Raw genomic sequence first — 20,039 nt, forward strand, 5'->3', positions numbered from 1 at the left:
TTGGTTTATATACAGAATTAAAAAACGCGTCATAAGACGCGTTTTTTATGTTTGAAGGGTAGTCCAAAAAGGCGTTAGCTTTGTTGTTTCAGCGCCAGCAGATTGCTGCCGATACTTTCTACAGTAAGGCGACGCTGAGGCAGGTCCTTTAATGCTTTCTGTATATCTTCAAGTGTCAGGCTGGAGATACTCTGGCTGAGTTTTTCACGGCTGTTAAAACCGTATTCTTTGCGGTCTATTTCCTGCCAGTAACGCCCGGTTAGCTGATAAAGGCTGGTTTCTTTCTGATTGATTCGTGATAGTACACTGCGCTTATATGTGCTGAACTGTTCATCAGTCATGTTAGCCAGCTCCAGTTGCATATTTTGCAGAAATTCATCAACAGCAATGGCTATTTTGTCCGGATGGCTATTTGGCGACTGTATGACGAAAGCCATACCAGGTACATCCAGCATTTGTAGCGGCGTTGCAAATACTACATAGCCAAGCTGTTGCTCGGTTCTGAGGCTGGTATAAAATGGCGCCTCAATGATTTCACCTAGCAATGTATAGGCTGCGCGGGTACTGAGGTCATTATTTTTCCCCTGAAAGTAAATACTGATTGCAGAGTCATTATGTTCAAGGTCGAGCGTCGTTGTGCGTGGCTTGCTGGCATCCAGCCTGTCTATTGTTATTGGTGTTTCTGCAGCGTTGGCTTGCCGTTTGGTTAAGCCTTTCTCAACTATCTGTAGCATGGATTCAGCTTCACTTTGGGAAACATTGCCATGGCTTAGCATGCGAATGCTGCTATTTTCGATCAGCCGCAGGGCATGTTGGTTTAGCTCATCCAGAGTAATATCATTCAGGGCTGCCAATTTATCTTTAGCCCGCCAGCGAGGCATCAGGTCGTTATAAATCTCATCGATGGTTTGATCGTAAGGTTTATTTTTTGCGCTGTTTTGCAGCTGTTCCAGATATTTCTGTTTAATTCGCTCAAAGCTAACCGGATCAAATTGTGGCTGGTCAAAAGCTGCGACTATGTGTTTTAACAACGTTTCCTGTTTGTCGTTATAACCGGTAATACGAAAACCAAAACCGCGTAAATGAGAATAAACCTGGCCGCCAATACCTGCCAGACCAGCGTCATAAAGAGTTTCGCTTAGTTGCTCGCGAATCATTTGTATGGTCATGCTGGTGAGCACCCGGGCACGTGGATCTGTATTTGCTGCGGGTGAGAACAGAGAAATAAACGTATTAGTTTTAGGTAAATTAAAGGTTTGATCCTGCTGGTACCACAGAGTAGCGCCCGCCTGATCAATCAATTTGACTGGCTGAGCTACTGCTTTTTCAGTCGCTTTAAGATCAAGGTTTTCAGCGATAAACGGATTCGTAGTTCTGTTTTCTAAACCCGCAGGTGTCTTTGGATCAATCCAGTGATTTAAACGTTCTTTACTGATAGCTTTAATACTGTAAGGCGTCTGATACCAGGGGCTGACTTTGTCTGTTTCAGCATTAGAATCAAGCAATGTCAGAAGCATGTTCTCAGGGGTTAGGTGAGTTGCAAAATCAGCAATCAGTTCCGGCTGGAAATCGTTCATGCTGTAACCAACATCAAGAATTGATGCAGTAGGGTAAAGCTGTAAGCGTCTGGACAGGCTGGAAACGTAGCCCAGTGCGCCGCCTTTTTCTTTAAAGCGAAAGCCCTGTTCTCCTAAGCGTTTTTCTTCGCGGTAAATGTCTTCCCGGATTCCGCTATCTCGCAGTAACTCTATGCTGGCAAAGACTTGCTCTACGACAGTATCCATATTACTCAGGCCTGACTGGGTGAGGTCTATAGATATATCCAGTGTTGCCATACTGTTGAGATCAGTTCCCTGAAATACATATAAAGAGTTAGCTAACCCCTGGCGTTTAAGTTCACTGAGCAGGCTGTTCTTACCTTCATAGCCAAGCATTGAGGCAAGATAAAATAAAGGTTTCTGGTTATACAGCTGCCTGGTTGGCGGTAACGGAAAGCTTAAACGTAATTGCTGTAATTCTTTTAGAGGACGGATTGTCAGCTGTGCCGGCAGCTGTTCTGTTGTAAACAGTGGCAGTTCTGATTGTGGTGCCTCTGATTCATGATTGATTACCGCGGAGAATTTTTCCCGCACCATGGTTTCCAGTTGATCGAGCGGTTGCTTGCCCAGCACCACCAGACTCATAAGGTTTGCTGAGTAATAACGCTCATAGAAGGCGATCAGTTCCTGACGTAGCTGTCCCGGATTATCATTGCTTAATGTGTTCAGGTCACCTACCGAAAACTGAGCATAAGGGTGCTCTGGATTCATGACCTGTTTATAAGCGTCCAGTGTGCGGCGACTGTCATCTTTTAATTTTGACTGATATTCGGAGAAAACCGCCTGACGCTCCCGGTCTACGTAAGCTTCGTCAAAAGTAGGAGATATGAAAAATTGGGCAAAGCGGTCCAGAGCGGGTTCCAGCTGATCAACGGCAATATCGAAAAAGTAATTCGTATTTGGATAAGCAGTATATGCATTCTGATTTCCGCCATTAGCACTTATAAAGGCTTTATAACTGCCAGCTTCCGGATATTTCTCAGTACCCAGGAATAACATATGTTCAAGAAAATGCGCTAATCCTTCACGGCCAGGTGGGTTAGCATTTGAACCGGCGTTAACGTCAAGAGAAGCTGCTGCTTTGTCTGCTTCAGGGTCTGAGACAACCAGTACCTTCATCTGGTTTGGCAGAGTAAAGCTACGATATAAGCGTTCGTCATTCGGACTTTTAATGATTGCGTTGTCTGTCTGGGCTGATGTTTCATTGGCCAGAGCAATACTTGATGTAACTGAGCTGAGTGCCAGTATTAAGCAGCCGGTGAATATGTGACGTAATGAAGCCTGATGCATGATAGATCTCTGCTGAGGATACTTAGTATTTGAAGCTGGAATTTAACGCTGAATTTAAAACGCTAAGCGGAGTATATTCAACTTGCAGTTTGGACAGCAAAATTTCGATATAGATCACTTATTCATTGATATTTTGTGTGTTTTTCTGGTTGGAGGGCGAGTGCTTGGTTACAATCCAGCTAAGGTATGCAGGCGAAGCAATACATACTTACCTGCAATTTTTGACAGCACTTAATTTGGAATGAGTGATTTATGAACCGGGAAAAAGTGATTTTTGCGTTTTTTATTGTCTTGGCACTTACCCTTAATTTTGGTTTTTTTCTCGGTAGTTTCGATGAAATATCACATCACAATGTCTATGAGCTATTTGCTGCGACGATAGTGAGTATGATTTGTACGGTACTCAAGTTTGGTGACCGGACGCATATTGGTGCGTTGATGCTGGCAACCAGTCTGGTTGCTGATCTGCAGTTGATCGTTGCTGCGATGATTTGGGGTTACGGCGTACAGATGAGCGCTGAAGGCATGACGCCTGAGTTGGTGACCAGTGTCGTTTCTCTTTCTGGTGGTGCTTTACTGGCGAATGTCGTTTCTGTAGTGCTGTTGATGGTTGAGACTATTGTTGTGCGTCGCTAAGGCTTACCACAATGTATGATGTTCTTTATCTGCTATTGAGACGACTGCGCAAGCCGCTGATCACAGTGATTGTAGTATATGCAGTTGCTGTGACAGGTTTTGTGCTGATTCCCGGCCAGGATGATTCAGGGCAACCCTGGCGTATGGATTTCTTCCATGCGATCTATTTTGTCAGTTTTATGGGCTCCACCATTGGTTTTGGTGAGATTCCTTATCCGTTTACCACCCCACAGCGAGCCTGGACGCTGGTTACCATTTATGGAACCGTGATTGCCTGGCTGTATGGTATTGGTTCTATGCTGGCTTTAGTTCAGGAGAAGGGCTTCTCTCGTATTTTGCGGCGTCGGTCGTTTGCAAAAGAAGTGCGTAACTTTAATGAACCTTTTTATCTGGTTTGTGGTTATGGCGTGACAGGTACCGCAATTATTGCCGCTTTATGTAAGCGCGGCATTCGTTCTGTTGTAGTGGATGTGGATCAGGAACGGATAGATGCATTGCAAATGGATGATTTGCTTATTCGTGTTCCCGGTTTGTGCGCCAATGCATCATTACCTGATGTATTAGATGATGCAGGTTTGCAGCATTCAAGCTGTATTGGTGTGCTGGCGCTGACAAATGAAGATAACGTCAATCTTTCGATTGCAATTGCCAGTAAGCTACTGCAACCGGATCGGGTGGTCGTAAGCCGTACTGAATCTGATGTTCATGCACGTAATTTGGCTTCCTTTGGTACAAATCATATTATCGACCCATTCCGGGCATATGCGGAATATCTTTCGCTGGTGGCCAATTCACCTTATATGCATTTGGTATATGACTGGCTGGTGAATCCATACCACAGACCAATTTCCAGTGTGTATAAAAAAGCTTCCGGGCGCTGGATTATTTGTGGCTTTGGGCGCTTTGGCAGGGCCTTGCATGACGACTTTACCCGGTGTGGTGTCGAAATGGTGTTGCTGGATGACAACCCAGAAGTGCTGGATGGCTATGAAAATACCGTTTTAGGTTTGGGTACGGAAGCAGAAACGCTGCTTAAGGCCGGCGTTGATGACGCGGTTGCTGTCGTCGCCGGCACGCATAATGATGCTGACAACATGTCGATAATCATGACGGCTATGGAAATTAATCCAAAGTTAGTAACAGTGGTACGACAGAATTTGAGTTCGAATAAGCTTGTTTTTGAGAATTCCCGTGCTGATTTTGTTATGGAGCCAGGCAGTATCATTGCAAACCGTATTCTGGCGAAATTGAAAACACCTCTTTTGCCAGTGTTTATTGAAAAAATGCAGACGCATGATGAAGTCTGGGCACACACATTGCTGAACCGGATGAGCAATATCGCTGGTGATAATGAACTAGATAGTTGGTCTGTTGAAATAACAGAGGTTTCTGCGCCTGCTGTTCTTGCAATGCTTGAACAGAATATGACTGTGAAACTGCAGTCTTTGATGAAAAACTCCCGTGACCGGCGCCATTCACTGCTATGTTTTCCGTTATTACATCGTCGTGGAGAAGTTTTATCTATGTTGCCCGGTGAGCTGATAGAGCTGCAGCTAGGGGATGAGGTGCTGTTTTGTGGACTCTCTTCTGCAAAAGGGCGCATGGAGTGGATACTCAAGAACTACAATATTTTGTTTTATATACTGACAGGCGAAGATCCGAGTTTTAATCTGCTATCGCGAATACTTAAACGTTTCTAAACTTTATATTTGTCGGTGATACCGCTACTATCTGGTCTGTAAAAAATTTGGCAGCCCTTTATTAGTCGCACATTAGTTATGCTTAACCGCACTATAATAGTTGTCAGCAATCCCAGCATGATTCAGGAGATGATATGCGTACCCTGTTAGTAACTCTGTTTGCCTGCATTCTTAGCTTTGGTCTGGTTGTACCGGATGCAGAAGCGAAGCGCTTTGGCGGCGGCAAGAGCTTTGGTAAATCTTTTTCTACTCCGAAAACTGCAAAACCTGCAGCGGCCCCAACCAGTCAGAAAACAGCAACTAATACAGCTGGTAAGACGACTGCAACTAAAAAGCGTAGTGGTTTTGGCGGTATCATGGCCGGTGTACTGGCTGGTGGTCTGCTAGGTGCAATGCTGTTTGGTGACGGTTTTGAAGGTATTCAGTTCATGGATATTTTGCTGGTGGGTTTATTAGCCTTTGTTGCCTTTAAGATATTCTCAACTCTGAAGAAGGGAGCTCGACCGAATTATGCGGGCGCAGGTGCCGGTATGGGAGGCGTGAATCAGCAATCTAATCAGCAAAATTTTAAAACGTCTGATGCACAGAATTTTCAGACAGCTGAGCCGGTAGCGAAACCGTCTCGTTTTAGCAGTGGTGGTTTTGGTGGCCGTGGCTTTGTACTGCCAAACTGGTTCAATGAAAATAGCTTCCTTGAAGGCGGTAAACAGCACTTTTCTCACTTGCAGAAAGCATGGGACAGCAATGACTGGGATGATATCCGCAGCTATGTTTCTCCGGATGTTTTACATCATTTACAGGCTGAGCGGGCTAAGTTATCTGAAGCTCAGAACACTGAAGTCGTATCTGTGATGGCTGAAATGGCTAACTTCATTGATAACGGTGATCATGTGATTGCGACCATTAATTTCTATGGTTGGATGAAAGAAGATAGTGATCAGACCACTGAATTTAGTGAGATGTGGCATTTGATGCGTGATATGTCGCAGGAAAATACTGACTGGCTAATCGTTGGTATTGAACAGTCATCCTGATTTGGCAATCGAATAATAAAAAGGCGCTTCCCTGATGGGGAAGCGCCTTTTTTGTTTACAGCAATTTATTTGATTCACGTTTTAAAGCTTGTGCCTGAAAGCTTAACCTCAAAGCTTTACTTCTAAACCAGTATTTGAAAAGTGCTTATAAAGCTTCTTTACGGGTGAAAACCCAGGTATCACCTTTGGAGAGACTTTCGTCATACTGGTAACCTGCCAGGTCAAAACCTTTCAGCTCTTCTGCATTCTGAATACGATTCTCAATGGCGTAACGGCACATCAGACCTCGGGCTTTTTTTGCGAAGAAGCTGATGATTTTGTATTGACCGTTTTTCCAGTCTTTAAAAACCGGAGTAATGATACGACCGTTGAGCCCTTTAGGCTTCACTGATTTGAAGTATTCGGTCGATGCCAGATTAACAAGTTCTTCACTATTCAGCGTCTTTAGCTGTTCGTTCAGTGCATCAGTAATGACATTACCCCAGAATGCATACAGATCTTTACCCTGAGGATTAGCCAGCTTTGTGCCCATCTCCAGTCGGTAAGGTTGCATCAGGTCGAGAGGGCGAAGTAAACCATACAGGCCGGATAAAATGCGCAAGTGCTGTTGGGCAAATGTCAGGTCGTCTTCGCTGAAAGCTGGTGCATTAAGGCCGGTGTAAACGTCACCGTTGAAAGCCAGCACGGCCTGCTTGGCATTTTCTTCATTGAAGTCCGGATGCCAGCTCTGATAGCGGGCTACATTGAGTGCCGACAGTTTGTCGCTGAGCTTCATTAGCTCGGCAATATCCTGAACTGCAAAGTCGCGCAGCAGTGCAATCAGCTTTGCCGCAGGGTCCAGATGATCTGGCTGGCTAAAAGTGTTAGTCGTAGCAGGTGTGTCGTAGTCCAGATTTTTCGCTGGAGAAATAACAAGTAGCATGGTTCTGAATATACCCGGCCAGTGAATTTGTTATGATGGTAAACCACTGGCCGGTAAACTGAAAGTTTAGAAAGTGTATCGGTAGGATAGGGAATTTTTATCAGGCATGCAGCCGGGTATTCAGTTCGTCCACTGCTTCTGACCAGTCTGAATCAAAATCCAGAGATTCTTTAATAAAACTGGCCTGACTGGGAGTCCAGAAGCTGGCCTCATCAAGGCGAATGCCCTTACTGAACAGGGTATGGGTGCGAATGAACTGATCGACTTCGTGATCCTGACTTGGCAGACCAAGCTGCGCAAACAGAGTGTTGATGCTGTGTAATGAACGATCCATAAAGGGCCTCCGTCAGGGGGTTAAATTACGGGTGCCCTAAAAAGCCTAGCTGGTTAGCGGAGCTTGTCAAAATTGTTCAGTCTTTAGATTTATTTGCCAGCTGTTTTTTTTCGATGTTGTGAAAGATTGCTGTTGAGCCTGCAGTACCTATCATCACAAGAATTGCGACAATCATTGGGTCAGTAGCTTCTTCCACCACTCTGGAATACATTGCGGATAACAGAAAGCCGCCGATGAAACATAAGGCTGCCATCAGTAGGCGGTTAACCAGTGTGGCGGGTTTTTTATCTGGCCCGGTGGCAATCAGATACGTTAAAGAGGCCAGTGCAGAACCCAGTACAATCCATGACGGTAGTAAATCGGTCATGTTGATTCCTTGAAGTGTAATCAGAAAGCTCAGGAGTATACCCCGGAGTCATAACCGAACCCAGCATTAAAGGCTTGAATTCACTACGCCTATAGTCGACATGTTGTTGATTAAAATCCACTGTAAGTGACTGAGAAAAAGCTGCATAGTGCGTTTCTAATTAGGGCGTCAGCGAGTATTATGGATGGCCTTGTTCCAGGTACCCTGTTGATTAGGTGCCGGCTTTTTTGATATTCGTAATTATTCAGACCTAAGCAGAAATCAGATGACTAAACAGACTGTTCTTACTGGCATTACAACTACCGGTACCCCACACATTGGCAATTATTTAGGGGCGATCAAGCCAGCGATTGAAGCAAGCCAGAACAGTGACTTTAACAGCTATTTCTTTCTGGCAGACTTTCATGCCCTGATTAAGTGCCATGATCCGGATCGTGTAGCTCGTTCTACTCGTGAGATAGCTGCAACCTGGCTGGCATTAGGGCTGGATACTGATAAAGCGACTTTCTATCGTCAGACCGATATTCCTGAGATTACCGAACTGACCTGGATCCTGACATGTATGACATCCAAGGGGTTGATGAATCGTTCCCATGCTTATAAAGCGTCTGTGGATGCAAACCGGGATGCAGGTAAGCAGGAAGATGATGATGTCACCATGGGACTGTTTAGCTATCCAATTCTGATGGCGGCGGATATTCTGATGTTTAACGCGGATATTATTCCGGTAGGTAAAGATCAGATTCAACACATCGAAATGGCCCGTGATATTGCGGGGCGTTTTAACCATACTTACGGCGAGTTATTTAATCTTCCGCAAGCGCAAGTTGATGAGCAGACACAGCTTATTCCAGGCCTTGATGGCCGTAAGATGTCTAAGAGCTATGACAACACTATTCCTTTGTTTGCCGGTTCAGATGAGCTGTATAAGTTAATTAAACAGATCAAAACCGATACGCTCGAGCCTGGTCAGCCTAAAGATGCGGATAACAGTACTATTTTCCAGTTGTTTGCTAATTTTGCTACTGAAGCTGAGCAGGCAGAGATGCGCCGTCAGTTCGAGAACGGCATTGGTTGGGGTGATGCCAAGAAGCAGTTGTTCGAATATCTGGATGCCTATCTGACGAAGCCGCGTGGTGAATACAATCGTCTGATGCAGGATCTTAGCTTTGTTGAACAGCAGTTACATAAAGGTGCTGCTAAAGCCCGTGAATTTGCCACGCCGTTTTTATCTCAGGCACGTTCTGCTGTAGGTATACGTCCACTGACTTATACGGAAGCTGCGCCTGCTCAGGAAGCCGAGCAGAAGAAAGAGAAGTCTGAAGAGCAAATTGCCCGTGCCGAGGCTGGTCGCCGTCGCGGTATTTTGATGCAACTAAAATCTGTATTAGAGCAAGTTGCTCAGGCTGACGATAAAACGGCTGCAGCCCAGGAGGTATTGGCGCAAAAGGCAGCAGAAATTGAAGGTCTGAAGAAAAAAGCTAAACAGAAAGCTCAGAATGAGCTGGATGTTCTGCAGGAAGAATTTGCTCAGTATTTATAACTCAGTGCTTTTAATTCAGTACTTATAATTCAGAGATTATGGAGAATCAGCATGCATCAGACTTTGATCAGCGTTGATGAGCTTAAAGTAAAAATTGAACGCGGCAGTGCTTTGGTTATCTGGGATTGCCGGTTTAATCTGATGGATGTCAATCAGGGGCGTAAAGCTTACCAGGCAAGTCATATCCCTGGTGCGTTGTATGTGAATCTGAATAAAGATCTTGCTGCACAAGTGAGCGACGAAACTGGGCGGCATCCGTTACCGGCGTTAGATAAGTTTGCAGAACTTTGTGAAGTCACCGCTATAGGACCGAACATTCAGGTAGTGGTATATGATGATTGCGGCGGTGCGATGGCAGCCCGTGCCTGGTGGTTATTACAGGCGATAGGTTTACGTGATGTGGCTGTGCTGGATGGTGGATATCCAGCCTGGCTGGAGGCTTCTGCGCCGGTTGTGACTGAGTTTATTATGCCACAGCCGACAGCTGTTCGCTTAAATAGCTATGATCAGAGCATGCTTGCTGACCGTAAAGAAGTGGCTGAATTTGCTCCGGATACTTGTCTTGTTGATGCCCGTAATGCAGAGCGTTACCGCGGTGAGCAGGAGCCGATAGATCCTGTTGCCGGGCATATTCCTGGCGCACTCAACCGTCCTTTGCAAGATAACCTTACGAGTGACGGTTGCTTTAAGTCTGCAGAGCTTTTACGCAGCGAATGGCAAGCTTTACTGGCTGATGTGTTACCTGAGCAAGTTATACATTACTGTGGTTCAGGTGTGACTGCCTGTCATAATCAGCTGGCAATGGAAATCGCAGGGTTGAATGGTTCCCGGGTGTATCCAGGGTCCTGGAGTGAATGGCTTAAGTATCATCCGCCAGCATAAATATTCAGAAAGATCGGCCGGTTAGCCATAAATTGCCGGCAAGTCAGAAAAGGAGTGAGGTATGACTGAAATAAGTGCTAACAAGACAGACTGTCAGTCAGGTGTCATTGCAGAAGCCAACAGTGATGCATTATTTATTACTTACAACCTGGCACCTAATGCTGATATCGCACGCCTGAAGCAGTTATTGGCGCAGGTACCGGTGTTAGCCAAAAGTTTGGGCCAAACGCTGGCAGAAACCGTGTCACAATCCGGTGCTGCGACAGAGTTGCATGTCACTGTTGCAGTTGGTGAGCAGGCCTGGGAAATATTTGAAGCTGATGAGCGGCCAGCAGAATTACTGCCTTTCCCGCAACAGCAGCGAGAGCAGTTAACCGCACCGTCTACGCCAGTTGATTTGTTATTACATATACGTAGTAACCGCCACGATATGAATCATGAAATGGCGGCACGTTTACATGCGTTGTTTGCAGCTCACCTGGAGCTGGTTGAACAGGTACATGGGTTCCGCTATCTCGACAGTCGGGATATGACAGGATTTGTTGATGGTACTGAAAACCCTCAGGGCGATGACCGTGCTGATGTAGCAGTCGTGGCTGAAGGTCGCTTTGCCGGTGGTAGTTATATTCATCTGCAGCGTTATGAGCATGATTTACTACGCTGGAATCAGCTGGTGGTGAAGCAGCAGGAAGATATTATTGGCCGAACTAAGGCTGAAAATATTGAATACCCGGGCGCTGATAAAGCTAGCTTTGCGCACACCAAGCGAACGTCTTTAAAAGATGCCGCGGGTAAGTCTATTGAAATTCTGCGTCACAGTATGCCTTATGGTGATCTGACTAAGCGTGGCCTGTTATTTGCCTCTTTTGGTGCATCCGCAGTGCCTTTTACCAAAATGCTGGAAAGCATGTTTCATGGTGAGGAAGAAGGCGGTGCATACGATAAGCTGTTGGATTACACAGCTGCAGTGACAGGGCAATCATTCTTTGCACCAGGTCTGGCGCTGTTAGAAAGTTGGAAGCAGAGCTGAAAGGTTGTCTGATGACTGATTAAAAATACCTGCGTTTGCAGGTATTTTTTTGTCTTGTAGAGTCTGATGATCAGGCTGAGGGATGAGGCTTACCGGTACGCTTATTTTCATACATATGCTTATCTGCCAGATCAATCATCGTTTCCATACATGCTTTGTCAGCATCGTTTGTAAAACAGTAACCATAGCTCAGACTGTTAAACTGAAACTCTGGGTTTTGTTTTAATTCAGTACTGAATTGGTATTCGAGGCGGTGACAGAATTTCTGAATATGTTGTTCGTCATCTGCCAGCATCATGACTAAAAATTCGTCCCCTCCGACCCGGGCTATAATATCGCTGTCCCGGCAACTGTTTTTAAGGGTGTTGGCGAGAGTTGTTATGCAAGCGTCTCCGGCCTGGTGTCCTTCTGTATCATTCAGCTGTTTCATATTATCAATATCAAGGTATACCATGCCGATATTCTGATTGAAGCGCCGGGCATCTTTAATCCGCTGATCTCCAAGCAGGTTTAACCCCCGACGGTTATTTACCTGGGTAAGCTCATCAGTAATAGCCAGTGATTTGATTTCTTCATAGTCGAAGAGCAGCTGCAGATCGGCATTAATCATGTCACGAAACTGTTTTAACAGCTGCTTCTGAACCTGATTATATTCAGATGTTTTGGTATCAATGACGCAAATGGTGCCGAATAAAGAACCGTCAGGCCAGCTAACAGGTAAGCCTAAGTAAGAACGTACGAGGCCTTCTGATACAGGTGGTGCGCTGTGCCATTCATTACTGAGCTCTGCATCATCGACATAGAGGCTTTTTTCAGTCTCCATTATTCGTCGGCAAAAGCTTTTCATGTCCCAGGGCCAGCTGGAGTTACGTTGCAGGAAGTTATCCTGATTATTACTGGCGGCTACAGCGTTAAATTCCTGCTGACGAAACTGAACAATAGTACCGCAGGCAGCATTAAAAAGTTCTGCCATCAGGTTTACTGTCATCTGCCATTTTTGCAGATCGAGGTTTGGGTGAGGGTGACGGGAAATACAAGCCTGAGTATCGATCATTTGCCTAACCTTTTATATCGCTGATTCTGCCGGCTTAGATCAGTCGGGCAGATGTATCAGTTTCAATCGGGTTACCTGGCAGGACTAGCAGCAAACCAGGTAATGCGAATAGTGTGCGACCTGATTCCTTAGTCTTAATCAAATGTCTTTATGATTACAGAAAGTATGGTTTTTGTGTTTTAAAATCGCAACCTGATTTGTTTGAAAAACCAAGCAATAGTTGTCATTTTGTGGAGAGGAGTAGGAAGGAATTAAGAGCAAAACCAGACCTGCATAGCAGGTCTGATCGTTACAGCAAAATTAAGCGGTATTCTTACTGTACGTTTTCATTATCGCTGAACATGCCTTCGAACAGGGCCGTTGAGAGGTAGCGCTCACCTGAATCAGGCAGGATAACCACAATGTTTTTCCCCTGGTTTTCAGGTTTCTCTGCTTGCTTCACCGCTGCTGCCAGTGCGGCACCGCATGAAATACCTGCCAGAATGCCTTCTTTAATCATTAACTGGCGTGCCATTTCAATGGCTTCATCGTTGCTGATCTGGGCGACTTCATCTACCAGTGAAAGGTCGAGGTTTTTAGGTACAAAGCCAGCACCAATGCCCTGGATTTTGTGTGGGGCAGGCTGCAGTTCTTCATTATTCAGAGTTTGCGAAATGATCGGTGAATCTGTTGGCTCAACCGCAACAGAATGAATCGCTTTGCCTTCTGTTTGTTTGATATAGCGGGAGGTACCACTAATAGTTCCGCCAGTGCCGACACCTGCAACCAGAATATCGACTTGTCCTTCAGTGTCGCGCCAGATTTCAGGTCCGGTGGTTTTTTCGTGAATCTCAGGGTTGGCCGGGTTTTCAAACTGCTGGAGCATCAGGTAGCTGTCTGGATTTTCAGCGACTAGTTCTTCCGCTTTGGCGATTGCGCCCTTCATGCCCTTTGGTGGTTCAGTCAGAACGATTTCTGCGCCCAGTGCTTTCATCAGTTTACGACGTTCAATACTCATTGAGGAAGGCATAGTAAGAACCAGCTTATAGCCCCGTGACGCAGCAACGAATGCCAGAGCAATACCTGTATTACCGCTGGTTGGTTCAATAAGTGTCATGCCCGGTTTAAGACGGCCATCCTGTTCTGCCGCCCATACCATGTTGGCGCCGATTCGACATTTTACTGATCCCGCCGGGTTACGGCTTTCTATTTTGGCGTAAATGTTGGCCTGTGGTGCAATTTTTCCCAGGCGTACAAGTGGAGTGTTACCAATCGATAGAGAATTATCACTGAAGCTGTTCATGGAGGGATGTCCTGATTTCATTGGATAAGTAATAAAAAAAATAACTTCTATAACTTTTCGATTTAAGCGCAGAGCCATAGCTAACGCAAGATAAATATAGATGTATTACTTAGTCAGCCTGAAATAAAATTGGTTTGATTTGTTGTGCTCCGATTTATCCAGAGAAATAATTATGCGTTTAGTGATGAAGTTTTTAGCGCCTTTGCTGGGCTGGCTGGCGTTTAGCCTGTTTCGCAGTTCAATATTCAAATCTTCCCGGGCTAGGCATCATTTAGTGATGAAGTTATTTCGTGTTGCAGCAGATAACGGCAGTACTAAAGCATTGTCAGTATATGGACATTTATTGCATTACCGCGGTGAGGATGAGAGCAACAAAATTCAGGGAGCTATTTATCTACGCAGAGCTGCTGAGCAGGGAGATACGAAAGCAGCTTATCAGATAGCCCGGCTTTTTGAACAAGGCTATCCTGTGATTGGAGAGGATGCTGATAAAGCGCTGCAGTTTTATTGTCAGGCGGGAGAGAAAGGGCACGTGTTGGCGATTAAACGCTTAATAGAAGTATATGAATACGGAGGGTTACACCAGCTGGCAGATCCCCAGCAGCTGGCGTTTTGGAAGCAACAACAATCTCGGTTTTGCAGTTAAGGCTGCATTAGTTGTACGCTGAAGTTAACCGTTTCCAATCCTTTTGCCGGGATGTCGATAATCCACTGAGCCTGTCCTGCTGCTGATTTAGTATAAGTATGGCTACTGCTTTCTATTTTCCAGTCTTGTGAAAAATCTGCATTTAACTTCACTTTAGCAGCTGTGTTCCGGCTGTTACGAATTTCCAGTTTTTGAGCCATTTTGTGGCCGTTAAAGATTTTCTCGAAGTCACTTTGCTGACGTTTTATGCTGATATCAAATGCTTTGCCTATTGGTAGCCTGACAGTTTCGCCTGCTGCGGTATGTTCGACCCTGGCGCTGCCAATGAACTGCAGCTGTGCGTCGTTATCCGGACTGAATACCCGCGCGTTACCTGCCGGTAACGGGAATCCAAGATTGCTGCTGGCAGAGTTTTTAAAGCTCAGTTCGATATTTGGTTTTTCCTGATATTCGTTGTGATCCAGTCCTGGATATACCGGGAACCGGTAGCGGTAAGTCTTTTCTGTTTTGACCTGATCTGAGCTAATCAGATTGACCTGTTTAGTCTGGCCGGTTTGCAGATTAGTAGTTTGTGGCAACTTATACAGCTGATAATCTTGCAGCTGTTGCGGTTGTCCGCTGTCCATTCCGTCGGACATGGCCATTGCCATCATTCCGCGTTCCTGTTTAAAGCGATGGTTAGAAGGAGGCTGGTTAATTTGACCGGCCATTAGCAGGATTTTGCTGTTGTTAAAATCCACCCCGGTCTGGTTATTCAGCGTGGCAAGTCCATCCAAACTGAGCTGGTTGCCTTGCTGGTTAAGTGTCATGGCGTAATCCATTTGCCAGCTTAGGCCCCGTGTCAGGTAAGTGAGAATAGCCTCGCTGTTAGCTTTGCTGCCCTGGGTAGTAATTTCTAAGCTGGGTTTGGACTGCATGCCCGCAGGTAGAGAAGGGAAAATAAAGCGCCAGCCGTTGCTGTTTACCGGCACGCTTTCGATTGCGCCGGCGTTACTAATTGTGGCTGTCTGACCTTCATAGCTGAGCAAGCGGGCGGAGATTCGTGATTCCTGACCTGTTGCCAGGTTTGTACGTGCTAACTGTAAATCTTTGCCGATGTAGTGTTGCAGCAGGGCATGAGTGCTGATTAGATTGGTGTTTAAGTTCTGTTCCAGAACTTCGCCGGCATTTTCCAGACGTAGCGTTTCACTCATCATCTGATGACTGACATCTTTTATGGACAGGCTTTCGCCGGCAGGGATGCTGGGTAACTGACGAATGTCTCTGACCAGTCCCAGGTCGTTATTATATAAAGTGACAGTTAACGACTGTTGCTGGCTGGCATCTATGCTGATGCCAGCGGCGAGTGATAGTGCCGGGGCGAGTACAGTGACGACACCGGTAAATAGCTTCTGCATAAATTATTCCTCGTTAGGCGTTGATACGTCCGGTGTATCTTCCGGTAAGTTCAGGGCAACCCGGAAGCCCCAGCTATTTTTACTGGCGTTGGCCGGATGGCGATAGCGGCTGGAAGAGCGAATGACCCGGCCTATGTCGAACCAGGAGCCACCGCGCATAACCCGGAATTCACAGCTACCGTCGCGGCGGGCATCGCCATTGACCGGTGCACCGATATAGGAGTCCTGATAGCAGTCTTCCACCCATTCGTCGACGTTACCGCTCATGTCATGAATCCCCCATGAATTGGCAGGGAAGCTGCCAACAGGCGCGGTTTGTTTACCGTCCCACGGACTGCCGCATTCACCGCAAACGGCGCGTTCCGGTTCCAGTTTCTGTCCCCACCAATAGTTACTCTCTGAGCCTGCACGGGCAACGTATTCCCATTCAGCTTCGGTAGGTAGCCGGTACGGCTGGCCGGTAATTTTTGCCAGCCACTGAGTATACGCTTTGGCTTGTTGCCAGGTGATGTTGATAACCGGGCGGTTGCCCCGACCCCAGCCGTTATCGTCTGGCAAAGGCTGGCCGGTAGACTGTGCATAATAATCATAATCACTGAAAGTGATTTCGTTGCGCGCCAATGCGAATTTATAACCAATATTTACTTCATGGCTGGGAAGTTCATTGTCATCCCCGATAAGCTGCTGATCACCCATCAAGAATCTGCCACGGGGAATGATGACCATTTGTGGTCCTTTGAAACCTCCGGTTAACTGGTCAGTGAACAGCGTTTTTGCATCAGCGTCAGGGTACTTAGCTTTAAGTAGTTGTGCTTCCAGTGAGGTTACTTCATCTGTACGCGCTACCAGGCTGTCTTTAAGGGCATCTATCTGAGACTGGAAGTTGTTATCTGAATTTTGCTGTTCTGCTGTCTGTTGCTCCAGCTGATTTCTCAGGCTTTCAATTTCAGCAAGGCTAGTGGTTAGCGTGATGTTGGTGCGCATTTGCTGCAGCATTAATATAGCTGCAGTTGCTACGGCACCAATCAGCATGCCAGCAGTGAAAATCCCCAAGCCTATTATCTGTGGACGACTAGGGCGCCAGCCCATGAGTCCAGTTAGCCTGTTACGAAAACTGGTTTGCGAAGAGTTTTGTTCTACAGAGTTGTCATCATTAAATGTATCAACAGCAGATGTCTGGTCAGAGGTCTTCGGCTTGCTGATATTTGGCAGCGGTTCTTCCGTTTCTTCCTGAAGGATGCTCTGAATAAGTTTCGAGGCGGTTGCCGGACGTTCATCCGGGTCAGTTGAAAACGCGCTTTGTAAGGCTTGCCACTGGGTAGCTGTCAGCATTTTCAGCGGCTTAAGTTCGATACGTACCCGGCTGGCTTCGTTGTCCTGTGCCCTGAATGGCGCTTTACCGCTGAGCAACTGATAAATGATTGCTGCATAGGCGTATATATCGGCTCTGGGAGTTAAGGGCTCAGGGTGAAAACATTCCGGTGCCTGGTAAGCAAGATAGCTGGCAGGGGCTTTTAGCTGGTCGCTGATACATTCAAGACTATCTGCCAGATTGTAACCAATGAGCCGGACGCCTCCCTGACGATTGACGAATACCATATCTGGGCTAAGGCTTCTGTGCGGGCTGGCCAGTTTCGCGTGGATACTATCCAGGGCCAGAGCCAGCTGAATAAGTAAGCCTTCTTTTTGGTTCAGGCTGAGTTTTTTGTGGGCTCCGCTTTGTAACAGCTGCGCAAGAGTCAGGCCGTCAAGACGTTCGGTCGCAATTAATATCAGGCCACCCCGATGCTTAAAAATACCGTAGTGATCTGCCAGGTACTGATGCTTTAGCCGTTTACTGAGACTGACTTGTTTTTTAAGGTGATCAAGAAAGCCAGCATGTCGACTGAATTTTGGGTCAATGATTTGCAGGCTGACCAGTGCGCTGCTGCTGGTCGAAAGATCTTCTGCCTGCCAGAGCTGGCCAAGTATCGTGGGTTTCAGGGCTGTCAGCAGTTTATACGGATGATGATCCGGGCCGATTATCTGTTCGGCTTTAAGTCCGTTATAAAGGGCTTGCTGCGAATCCACCATACATTATCGGCCTAATCCCTGATGATTGATTAGCCCATAATAGAACAAGCGTAAAGTATAGTGAAGTGGGTAGAAACGATGTGCCGCAAAAGCGGGAAAAGGTTTGTATAACAGGCTGTTATCTCTCTAGTGGATAGAAGAGAGATAACCGCTTGAGAAGAGCTGTTTAGCCGGACTTTTAAGTAGAGATCTTAAGCCAAGATCTTTAGTAGAGACCTTAAACAGGGCTCTTAAATAGGGTTCTTAAGCAGAGCTCTCAGTCAGGCTATTCAGTAATTAGTGGCGGAAAGCTTTTAACCAGTTGGTCGACTGCCTGCATTTGTTGCAGGTAAGGTTCCAGCTTATCCAGTGGCAGTGCACATGGACCGTCGCACTTGGCTTCAATCGGATTTGGGTGTGCTTCTAAAAAGAGTCCGGCGATTCCCTGAGCCAAACCTGCACGGGATAACTGTGCAACCAGCGCCCGGCGCCCATCAGCGCTGTCGCTTCGGCCACCTGGCATTTGCAGTGCGTGAGTTGCATCAAACATGATTGGATAGCCAAACTCTTTCATGACAGAGAAGCCAAGCATATCCACAACCAGGTTGTTATAACCAAAGCTGCTGCCCCGCTCACACAGGATTAGTTGATCGTTGCCTGCCTGTTCAGCTTTATTCAGAATGTGCTTCATTTCCTGTGGAGCCAGAAACTGAGCTTTTTTGATGTTGATGACAGCGTCAGTCTTGGCCATAGCTTCAACCAGATCTGTCTGGCGGGAAAGAAATGCCGGTAGTTGGATAATGTCACATACTTCTGCAGTAGGTGCTGCCTGATGAGGCTCATGTACATCAGTAATCAAAGGTACGTTAAATGTCTGTTTTATTTCCTGAAGTATTTTCAGGCCTTCATCCAGGCCGGGCCCACGGAATGATGTCAGGGATGAACGGTTTGCTTTATCAAAAGAAGCTTTAAAAACGTAAGGGATACCAAGTTTCTGTGTGACTTCCACATAGTGTTCAGCAATACGCATGGCCAAATCCCGGGATTCCAGTACGTTCATGCCACCAAAAAGTACCATTGGAGCTTCGTTGCTGATCTCGATATTACCGGCTTTAACGATTTTCTGTTGCATCCTAGTTATTCCTTAATAGTGTCGCGAGAGCCTGAAAAGCTTATACCTTAAGCGCATAGAGCCTACATATTTATAGCTCATATCTGGCGCATTTAAGAGGTTGTATAGCAGGCTGCTAAAATTGGCATCAGTATACGCTAGCCAGCGGCTTTGCGGTATATTAGAGACATCATTGCAAGACAATACGGAAGCTTCTAAATGAGCGAAACGGATCTGACTTTGCTGGCGCAGGAATGCCAGATATTTATGAAACAGCGTCAGTCTCTGATGTTAAGTAGCCTCAAGGCGAGCAGTCTGGCAGGGGACTCACCTGAAGATGTCTGGCCAGATATAAGCTACGCACCTTTTATCTGGCGTGACGGTGTATTTTATATTTTCATCAGTGAGCTGGCAGCGCATACCCGTAACTTAATGCGCAGTGAAAGCACTTCGGTTATGTTCATTGAAGATGAAGAAGGTAACCGTAATCCTTTTGCCAGGCGTCGGGCGACTTTTGTGTGCCGGGCAGGTCAGGTTGAGAGGGAAGCAGAAGCATTTGAGCCCGCACTGGCAGAGCTGGAAAAGGCATTCGGACCAACTGTTGGTGTACTGAAAGGCCTGAGTGACTTTCGTCTGTTTGCTTTACAGCCGGTGAGTGGTCGGTATGTCGTTGGTTTTGGTAAGGCTTACGATATTGATCCGACAAGCTTCAGTTTGCACCATGTTGGCCCGGATGATTTGCAGAAGTAAGATTTGTTGAAATAAGTATTGTTACATTGGAAAGGATGGTGAAAAAGCTGAGCGTTTAGGTATAAACGCTCAGAATGTCTAGTTAAAAGGTCAGCCCGGATCAGGCTGAGCCGCCACCTTCAATCATATAAACGGCTACGGTTTTAATTAAAAATGCTGCCAGGCCTAAGCCTAAAGCAAAAAATAAAATCACAGTGCCGAATTTTCCGGCGTTAGATTTTTTTGCCAAATCGTAAATGATGAAGAAAATAAAGGCTGCGAATACCGCAATGCCTACGTTCATCATGATGCCTTCAATCTCTGCCAGACGCACAGTACACCTCTTAAGGATAACGGATTGGAGTCAGCCCGGCTAAAGAGTACCAGTCGGGCCTGTTCAAAAATTGATCGCGATTGTACAGCGATTGAATC

General features: G+C 46.2%; 18 protein-coding genes. 8 read left to right on the forward strand and 10 right to left on the reverse strand.

Features of this window, described 5'->3' with window-relative positions:
* Positions 1-74 precede the first annotated feature (74 nt).
* The gene (locus OCU49_RS07075; RefSeq protein WP_261844280.1) at positions 75-2,888 is read right to left on the reverse strand and encodes an insulinase family protein; all 2,814 of its coding nucleotides are present in this window, start codon (positions 2,886-2,888) and stop codon (positions 75-77) included.
* A gap of 252 nt (positions 2,889-3,140) precedes the next feature.
* On the opposite strand from OCU49_RS07075, the gene OCU49_RS07080 reads away from it, so the two are divergent.
* The 3 genes from OCU49_RS07080 to OCU49_RS07090 all read left to right on the forward strand — a co-directional run bounded on the left by OCU49_RS07080 (position 3,141) and on the right by OCU49_RS07090 (position 6,258).
* Positions 3,141-3,524 (forward strand): DUF6394 family protein, encoded by a 384-nt coding sequence (locus OCU49_RS07080; protein ID WP_261844281.1) that lies wholly within the window; start codon positions 3,141-3,143, stop codon positions 3,522-3,524.
* An 11-nt stretch (positions 3,525-3,535) separates the two neighbouring features.
* A complete protein-coding gene (locus OCU49_RS07085) occupies positions 3,536-5,224 on the forward strand; it encodes a potassium channel family protein (RefSeq protein ID WP_261844282.1) in 1,689 nt (562 codons plus the stop codon).
* A 134-nt stretch (positions 5,225-5,358) separates the two neighbouring features.
* Positions 5,359-6,258 carry a Tim44 domain-containing protein gene (locus tag OCU49_RS07090; RefSeq protein ID WP_261844283.1) on the forward strand — a complete coding sequence of 300 codons (900 nt, stop codon included), beginning with the start codon at positions 5,359-5,361 and terminating at the stop codon, positions 6,256-6,258.
* A gap of 145 nt (positions 6,259-6,403) precedes the next feature.
* On the opposite strand, the gene yaaA is transcribed toward OCU49_RS07090, so the two are convergent.
* From yaaA to OCU49_RS07105, 3 genes are all read right to left on the reverse strand, one after another.
* Positions 6,404-7,180 carry a peroxide stress protein YaaA gene (yaaA, locus tag OCU49_RS07095; RefSeq protein WP_261844284.1) on the reverse strand — a complete coding sequence of 259 codons (777 nt, stop codon included), beginning with the start codon at positions 7,178-7,180 and terminating at the stop codon, positions 6,404-6,406.
* A gap of 100 nt (positions 7,181-7,280) precedes the next feature.
* Entirely contained in the window at positions 7,281-7,514 is a 234-nt protein-coding gene (locus OCU49_RS07100; RefSeq protein WP_261844285.1) for a DUF2789 domain-containing protein, read from the reverse strand.
* 76 nt (positions 7,515-7,590) lie between these two features.
* The gene (locus OCU49_RS07105; protein ID WP_261844286.1) at positions 7,591-7,881 is read right to left on the reverse strand and encodes a hypothetical protein; all 291 of its coding nucleotides are present in this window, start codon (positions 7,879-7,881) and stop codon (positions 7,591-7,593) included.
* A gap of 265 nt (positions 7,882-8,146) precedes the next feature.
* Between OCU49_RS07105 and OCU49_RS07110 the strand changes: the two genes are divergently transcribed.
* The 3 genes from OCU49_RS07110 (at position 8,147) to OCU49_RS07120 (ending at position 11,336) form a co-directional block, all read left to right on the forward strand.
* On the forward strand, positions 8,147-9,424 hold the full coding sequence (locus OCU49_RS07110; protein ID WP_261844287.1) for a tryptophan--tRNA ligase: 1,278 nt from the start codon (positions 8,147-8,149) through the stop codon (positions 9,422-9,424).
* 51 nt (positions 9,425-9,475) lie between these two features.
* Positions 9,476-10,306 carry a sulfurtransferase gene (locus tag OCU49_RS07115; protein WP_261844288.1) on the forward strand — a complete coding sequence of 277 codons (831 nt, stop codon included), beginning with the start codon at positions 9,476-9,478 and terminating at the stop codon, positions 10,304-10,306.
* Between the two features lie 61 nt (positions 10,307-10,367).
* On the forward strand, positions 10,368-11,336 hold the full coding sequence (locus OCU49_RS07120; protein ID WP_261844289.1) for a Dyp-type peroxidase: 969 nt from the start codon (positions 10,368-10,370) through the stop codon (positions 11,334-11,336).
* 70 nt (positions 11,337-11,406) lie between these two features.
* Here OCU49_RS07120 and OCU49_RS07125 read toward each other — a convergent pair whose 3' ends face one another.
* Together OCU49_RS07125 and cysK are read right to left on the reverse strand one after the other, a co-directional pair.
* Entirely contained in the window at positions 11,407-12,390 is a 984-nt protein-coding gene (locus OCU49_RS07125) for a sensor domain-containing diguanylate cyclase (RefSeq protein ID WP_261844290.1), read from the reverse strand.
* Between the two features lie 313 nt (positions 12,391-12,703).
* On the reverse strand, positions 12,704-13,672 hold the full coding sequence (gene cysK / locus OCU49_RS07130) for a cysteine synthase A (protein ID WP_261844291.1): 969 nt from the start codon (positions 13,670-13,672) through the stop codon (positions 12,704-12,706).
* Between the two features lie 172 nt (positions 13,673-13,844).
* Between cysK and OCU49_RS07135 the strand changes: the two genes are divergently transcribed.
* On the forward strand, positions 13,845-14,318 hold the full coding sequence (locus OCU49_RS07135; RefSeq protein WP_261844292.1) for a tetratricopeptide repeat protein: 474 nt from the start codon (positions 13,845-13,847) through the stop codon (positions 14,316-14,318).
* Here the strand turns inward: OCU49_RS07135 and OCU49_RS07140 are convergent.
* The 3 genes from OCU49_RS07140 to kdsA all read right to left on the reverse strand — a co-directional run bounded on the left by OCU49_RS07140 (position 14,315) and on the right by kdsA (position 18,899).
* Positions 14,315-15,715: a DUF4139 domain-containing protein gene (locus OCU49_RS07140; RefSeq protein WP_261844293.1), complete on the reverse strand. Its 1,401-nt coding sequence runs from the start codon at positions 15,713-15,715 to the stop codon at positions 14,315-14,317. The two genes, OCU49_RS07135 and OCU49_RS07140, sit on opposite strands and share 4 nt — an antisense overlap.
* Positions 15,716-15,718: 3 nt before the next feature.
* Positions 15,719-17,788 carry an SUMF1/EgtB/PvdO family nonheme iron enzyme gene (locus tag OCU49_RS07145; RefSeq protein ID WP_261844294.1) on the reverse strand — a complete coding sequence of 690 codons (2,070 nt, stop codon included), beginning with the start codon at positions 17,786-17,788 and terminating at the stop codon, positions 15,719-15,721.
* Between the two features lie 265 nt (positions 17,789-18,053).
* Positions 18,054-18,899 carry a 3-deoxy-8-phosphooctulonate synthase gene (kdsA, locus tag OCU49_RS07150; protein ID WP_261844295.1) on the reverse strand — a complete coding sequence of 282 codons (846 nt, stop codon included), beginning with the start codon at positions 18,897-18,899 and terminating at the stop codon, positions 18,054-18,056.
* A 198-nt stretch (positions 18,900-19,097) separates the two neighbouring features.
* Between kdsA and OCU49_RS07155 the strand changes: the two genes are divergently transcribed.
* Positions 19,098-19,628, forward strand: coding sequence for a HugZ family pyridoxamine 5'-phosphate oxidase (locus OCU49_RS07155; RefSeq protein WP_261844296.1), 531 nt, complete (start codon positions 19,098-19,100; stop codon positions 19,626-19,628).
* Between the two features lie 100 nt (positions 19,629-19,728).
* On the opposite strand, the gene OCU49_RS07160 is transcribed toward OCU49_RS07155, so the two are convergent.
* On the reverse strand, positions 19,729-19,941 hold the full coding sequence (locus OCU49_RS07160; RefSeq protein ID WP_261844297.1) for a DUF2788 domain-containing protein: 213 nt from the start codon (positions 19,939-19,941) through the stop codon (positions 19,729-19,731).
* Between the last annotated feature and the right edge of the window lie 98 nt (positions 19,942-20,039).

It is taken from the genome of Aliamphritea ceti (assembly GCF_024347215.1).
Lineage (GTDB): Bacteria > Pseudomonadota > Gammaproteobacteria > Pseudomonadales > Balneatricaceae > Amphritea > Amphritea ceti.

Bases quoted from the DNA above. Each gene is read 5' to 3' on its own strand.
- OCU49_RS07145 (WP_261844294.1), bottom strand. From the start codon at position 17,788: ATGGTGGATTCGCAGCAAGCCCTTTATAACGGACTTAAAGCCGAACAG.
- OCU49_RS07135 (WP_261844292.1), top strand. From the start codon at position 13,845: ATGCGTTTAGTGATGAAGTTTTTAGCGCCTTTGCTGGGCTGGCTGGCG.
- OCU49_RS07100 (WP_261844285.1), bottom strand. From the start codon at position 7,514: ATGGATCGTTCATTACACAGCATCAACACTCTGTTTGCGCAGCTTGGT.
- OCU49_RS07140 (WP_261844293.1), bottom strand. From the start codon at position 15,715: ATGCAGAAGCTATTTACCGGTGTCGTCACTGTACTCGCCCCGGCACTA.
- OCU49_RS07125 (WP_261844290.1), bottom strand. From the start codon at position 12,390: ATGATCGATACTCAGGCTTGTATTTCCCGTCACCCTCACCCAAACCTC.
- yaaA (WP_261844284.1), bottom strand. From the start codon at position 7,180: ATGCTACTTGTTATTTCTCCAGCGAAAAATCTGGACTACGACACACCT.
- OCU49_RS07075 (WP_261844280.1), bottom strand. From the start codon at position 2,888: ATGCATCAGGCTTCATTACGTCACATATTCACCGGCTGCTTAATACTG.
- OCU49_RS07080 (WP_261844281.1), top strand. From the start codon at position 3,141: ATGAACCGGGAAAAAGTGATTTTTGCGTTTTTTATTGTCTTGGCACTT.
- OCU49_RS07120 (WP_261844289.1), top strand. From the start codon at position 10,368: ATGACTGAAATAAGTGCTAACAAGACAGACTGTCAGTCAGGTGTCATT.
- OCU49_RS07090 (WP_261844283.1), top strand. From the start codon at position 5,359: ATGCGTACCCTGTTAGTAACTCTGTTTGCCTGCATTCTTAGCTTTGGT.
- OCU49_RS07085 (WP_261844282.1), top strand. From the start codon at position 3,536: ATGTATGATGTTCTTTATCTGCTATTGAGACGACTGCGCAAGCCGCTG.
- cysK (WP_261844291.1), bottom strand. From the start codon at position 13,672: ATGAACAGCTTCAGTGATAATTCTCTATCGATTGGTAACACTCCACTT.
- kdsA (WP_261844295.1), bottom strand. From the start codon at position 18,899: ATGCAACAGAAAATCGTTAAAGCCGGTAATATCGAGATCAGCAACGAA.
- OCU49_RS07115 (WP_261844288.1), top strand. From the start codon at position 9,476: ATGCATCAGACTTTGATCAGCGTTGATGAGCTTAAAGTAAAAATTGAA.
- OCU49_RS07105 (WP_261844286.1), bottom strand. From the start codon at position 7,881: ATGACCGATTTACTACCGTCATGGATTGTACTGGGTTCTGCACTGGCC.
- OCU49_RS07110 (WP_261844287.1), top strand. From the start codon at position 8,147: ATGACTAAACAGACTGTTCTTACTGGCATTACAACTACCGGTACCCCA.
- OCU49_RS07155 (WP_261844296.1), top strand. From the start codon at position 19,098: ATGAGCGAAACGGATCTGACTTTGCTGGCGCAGGAATGCCAGATATTT.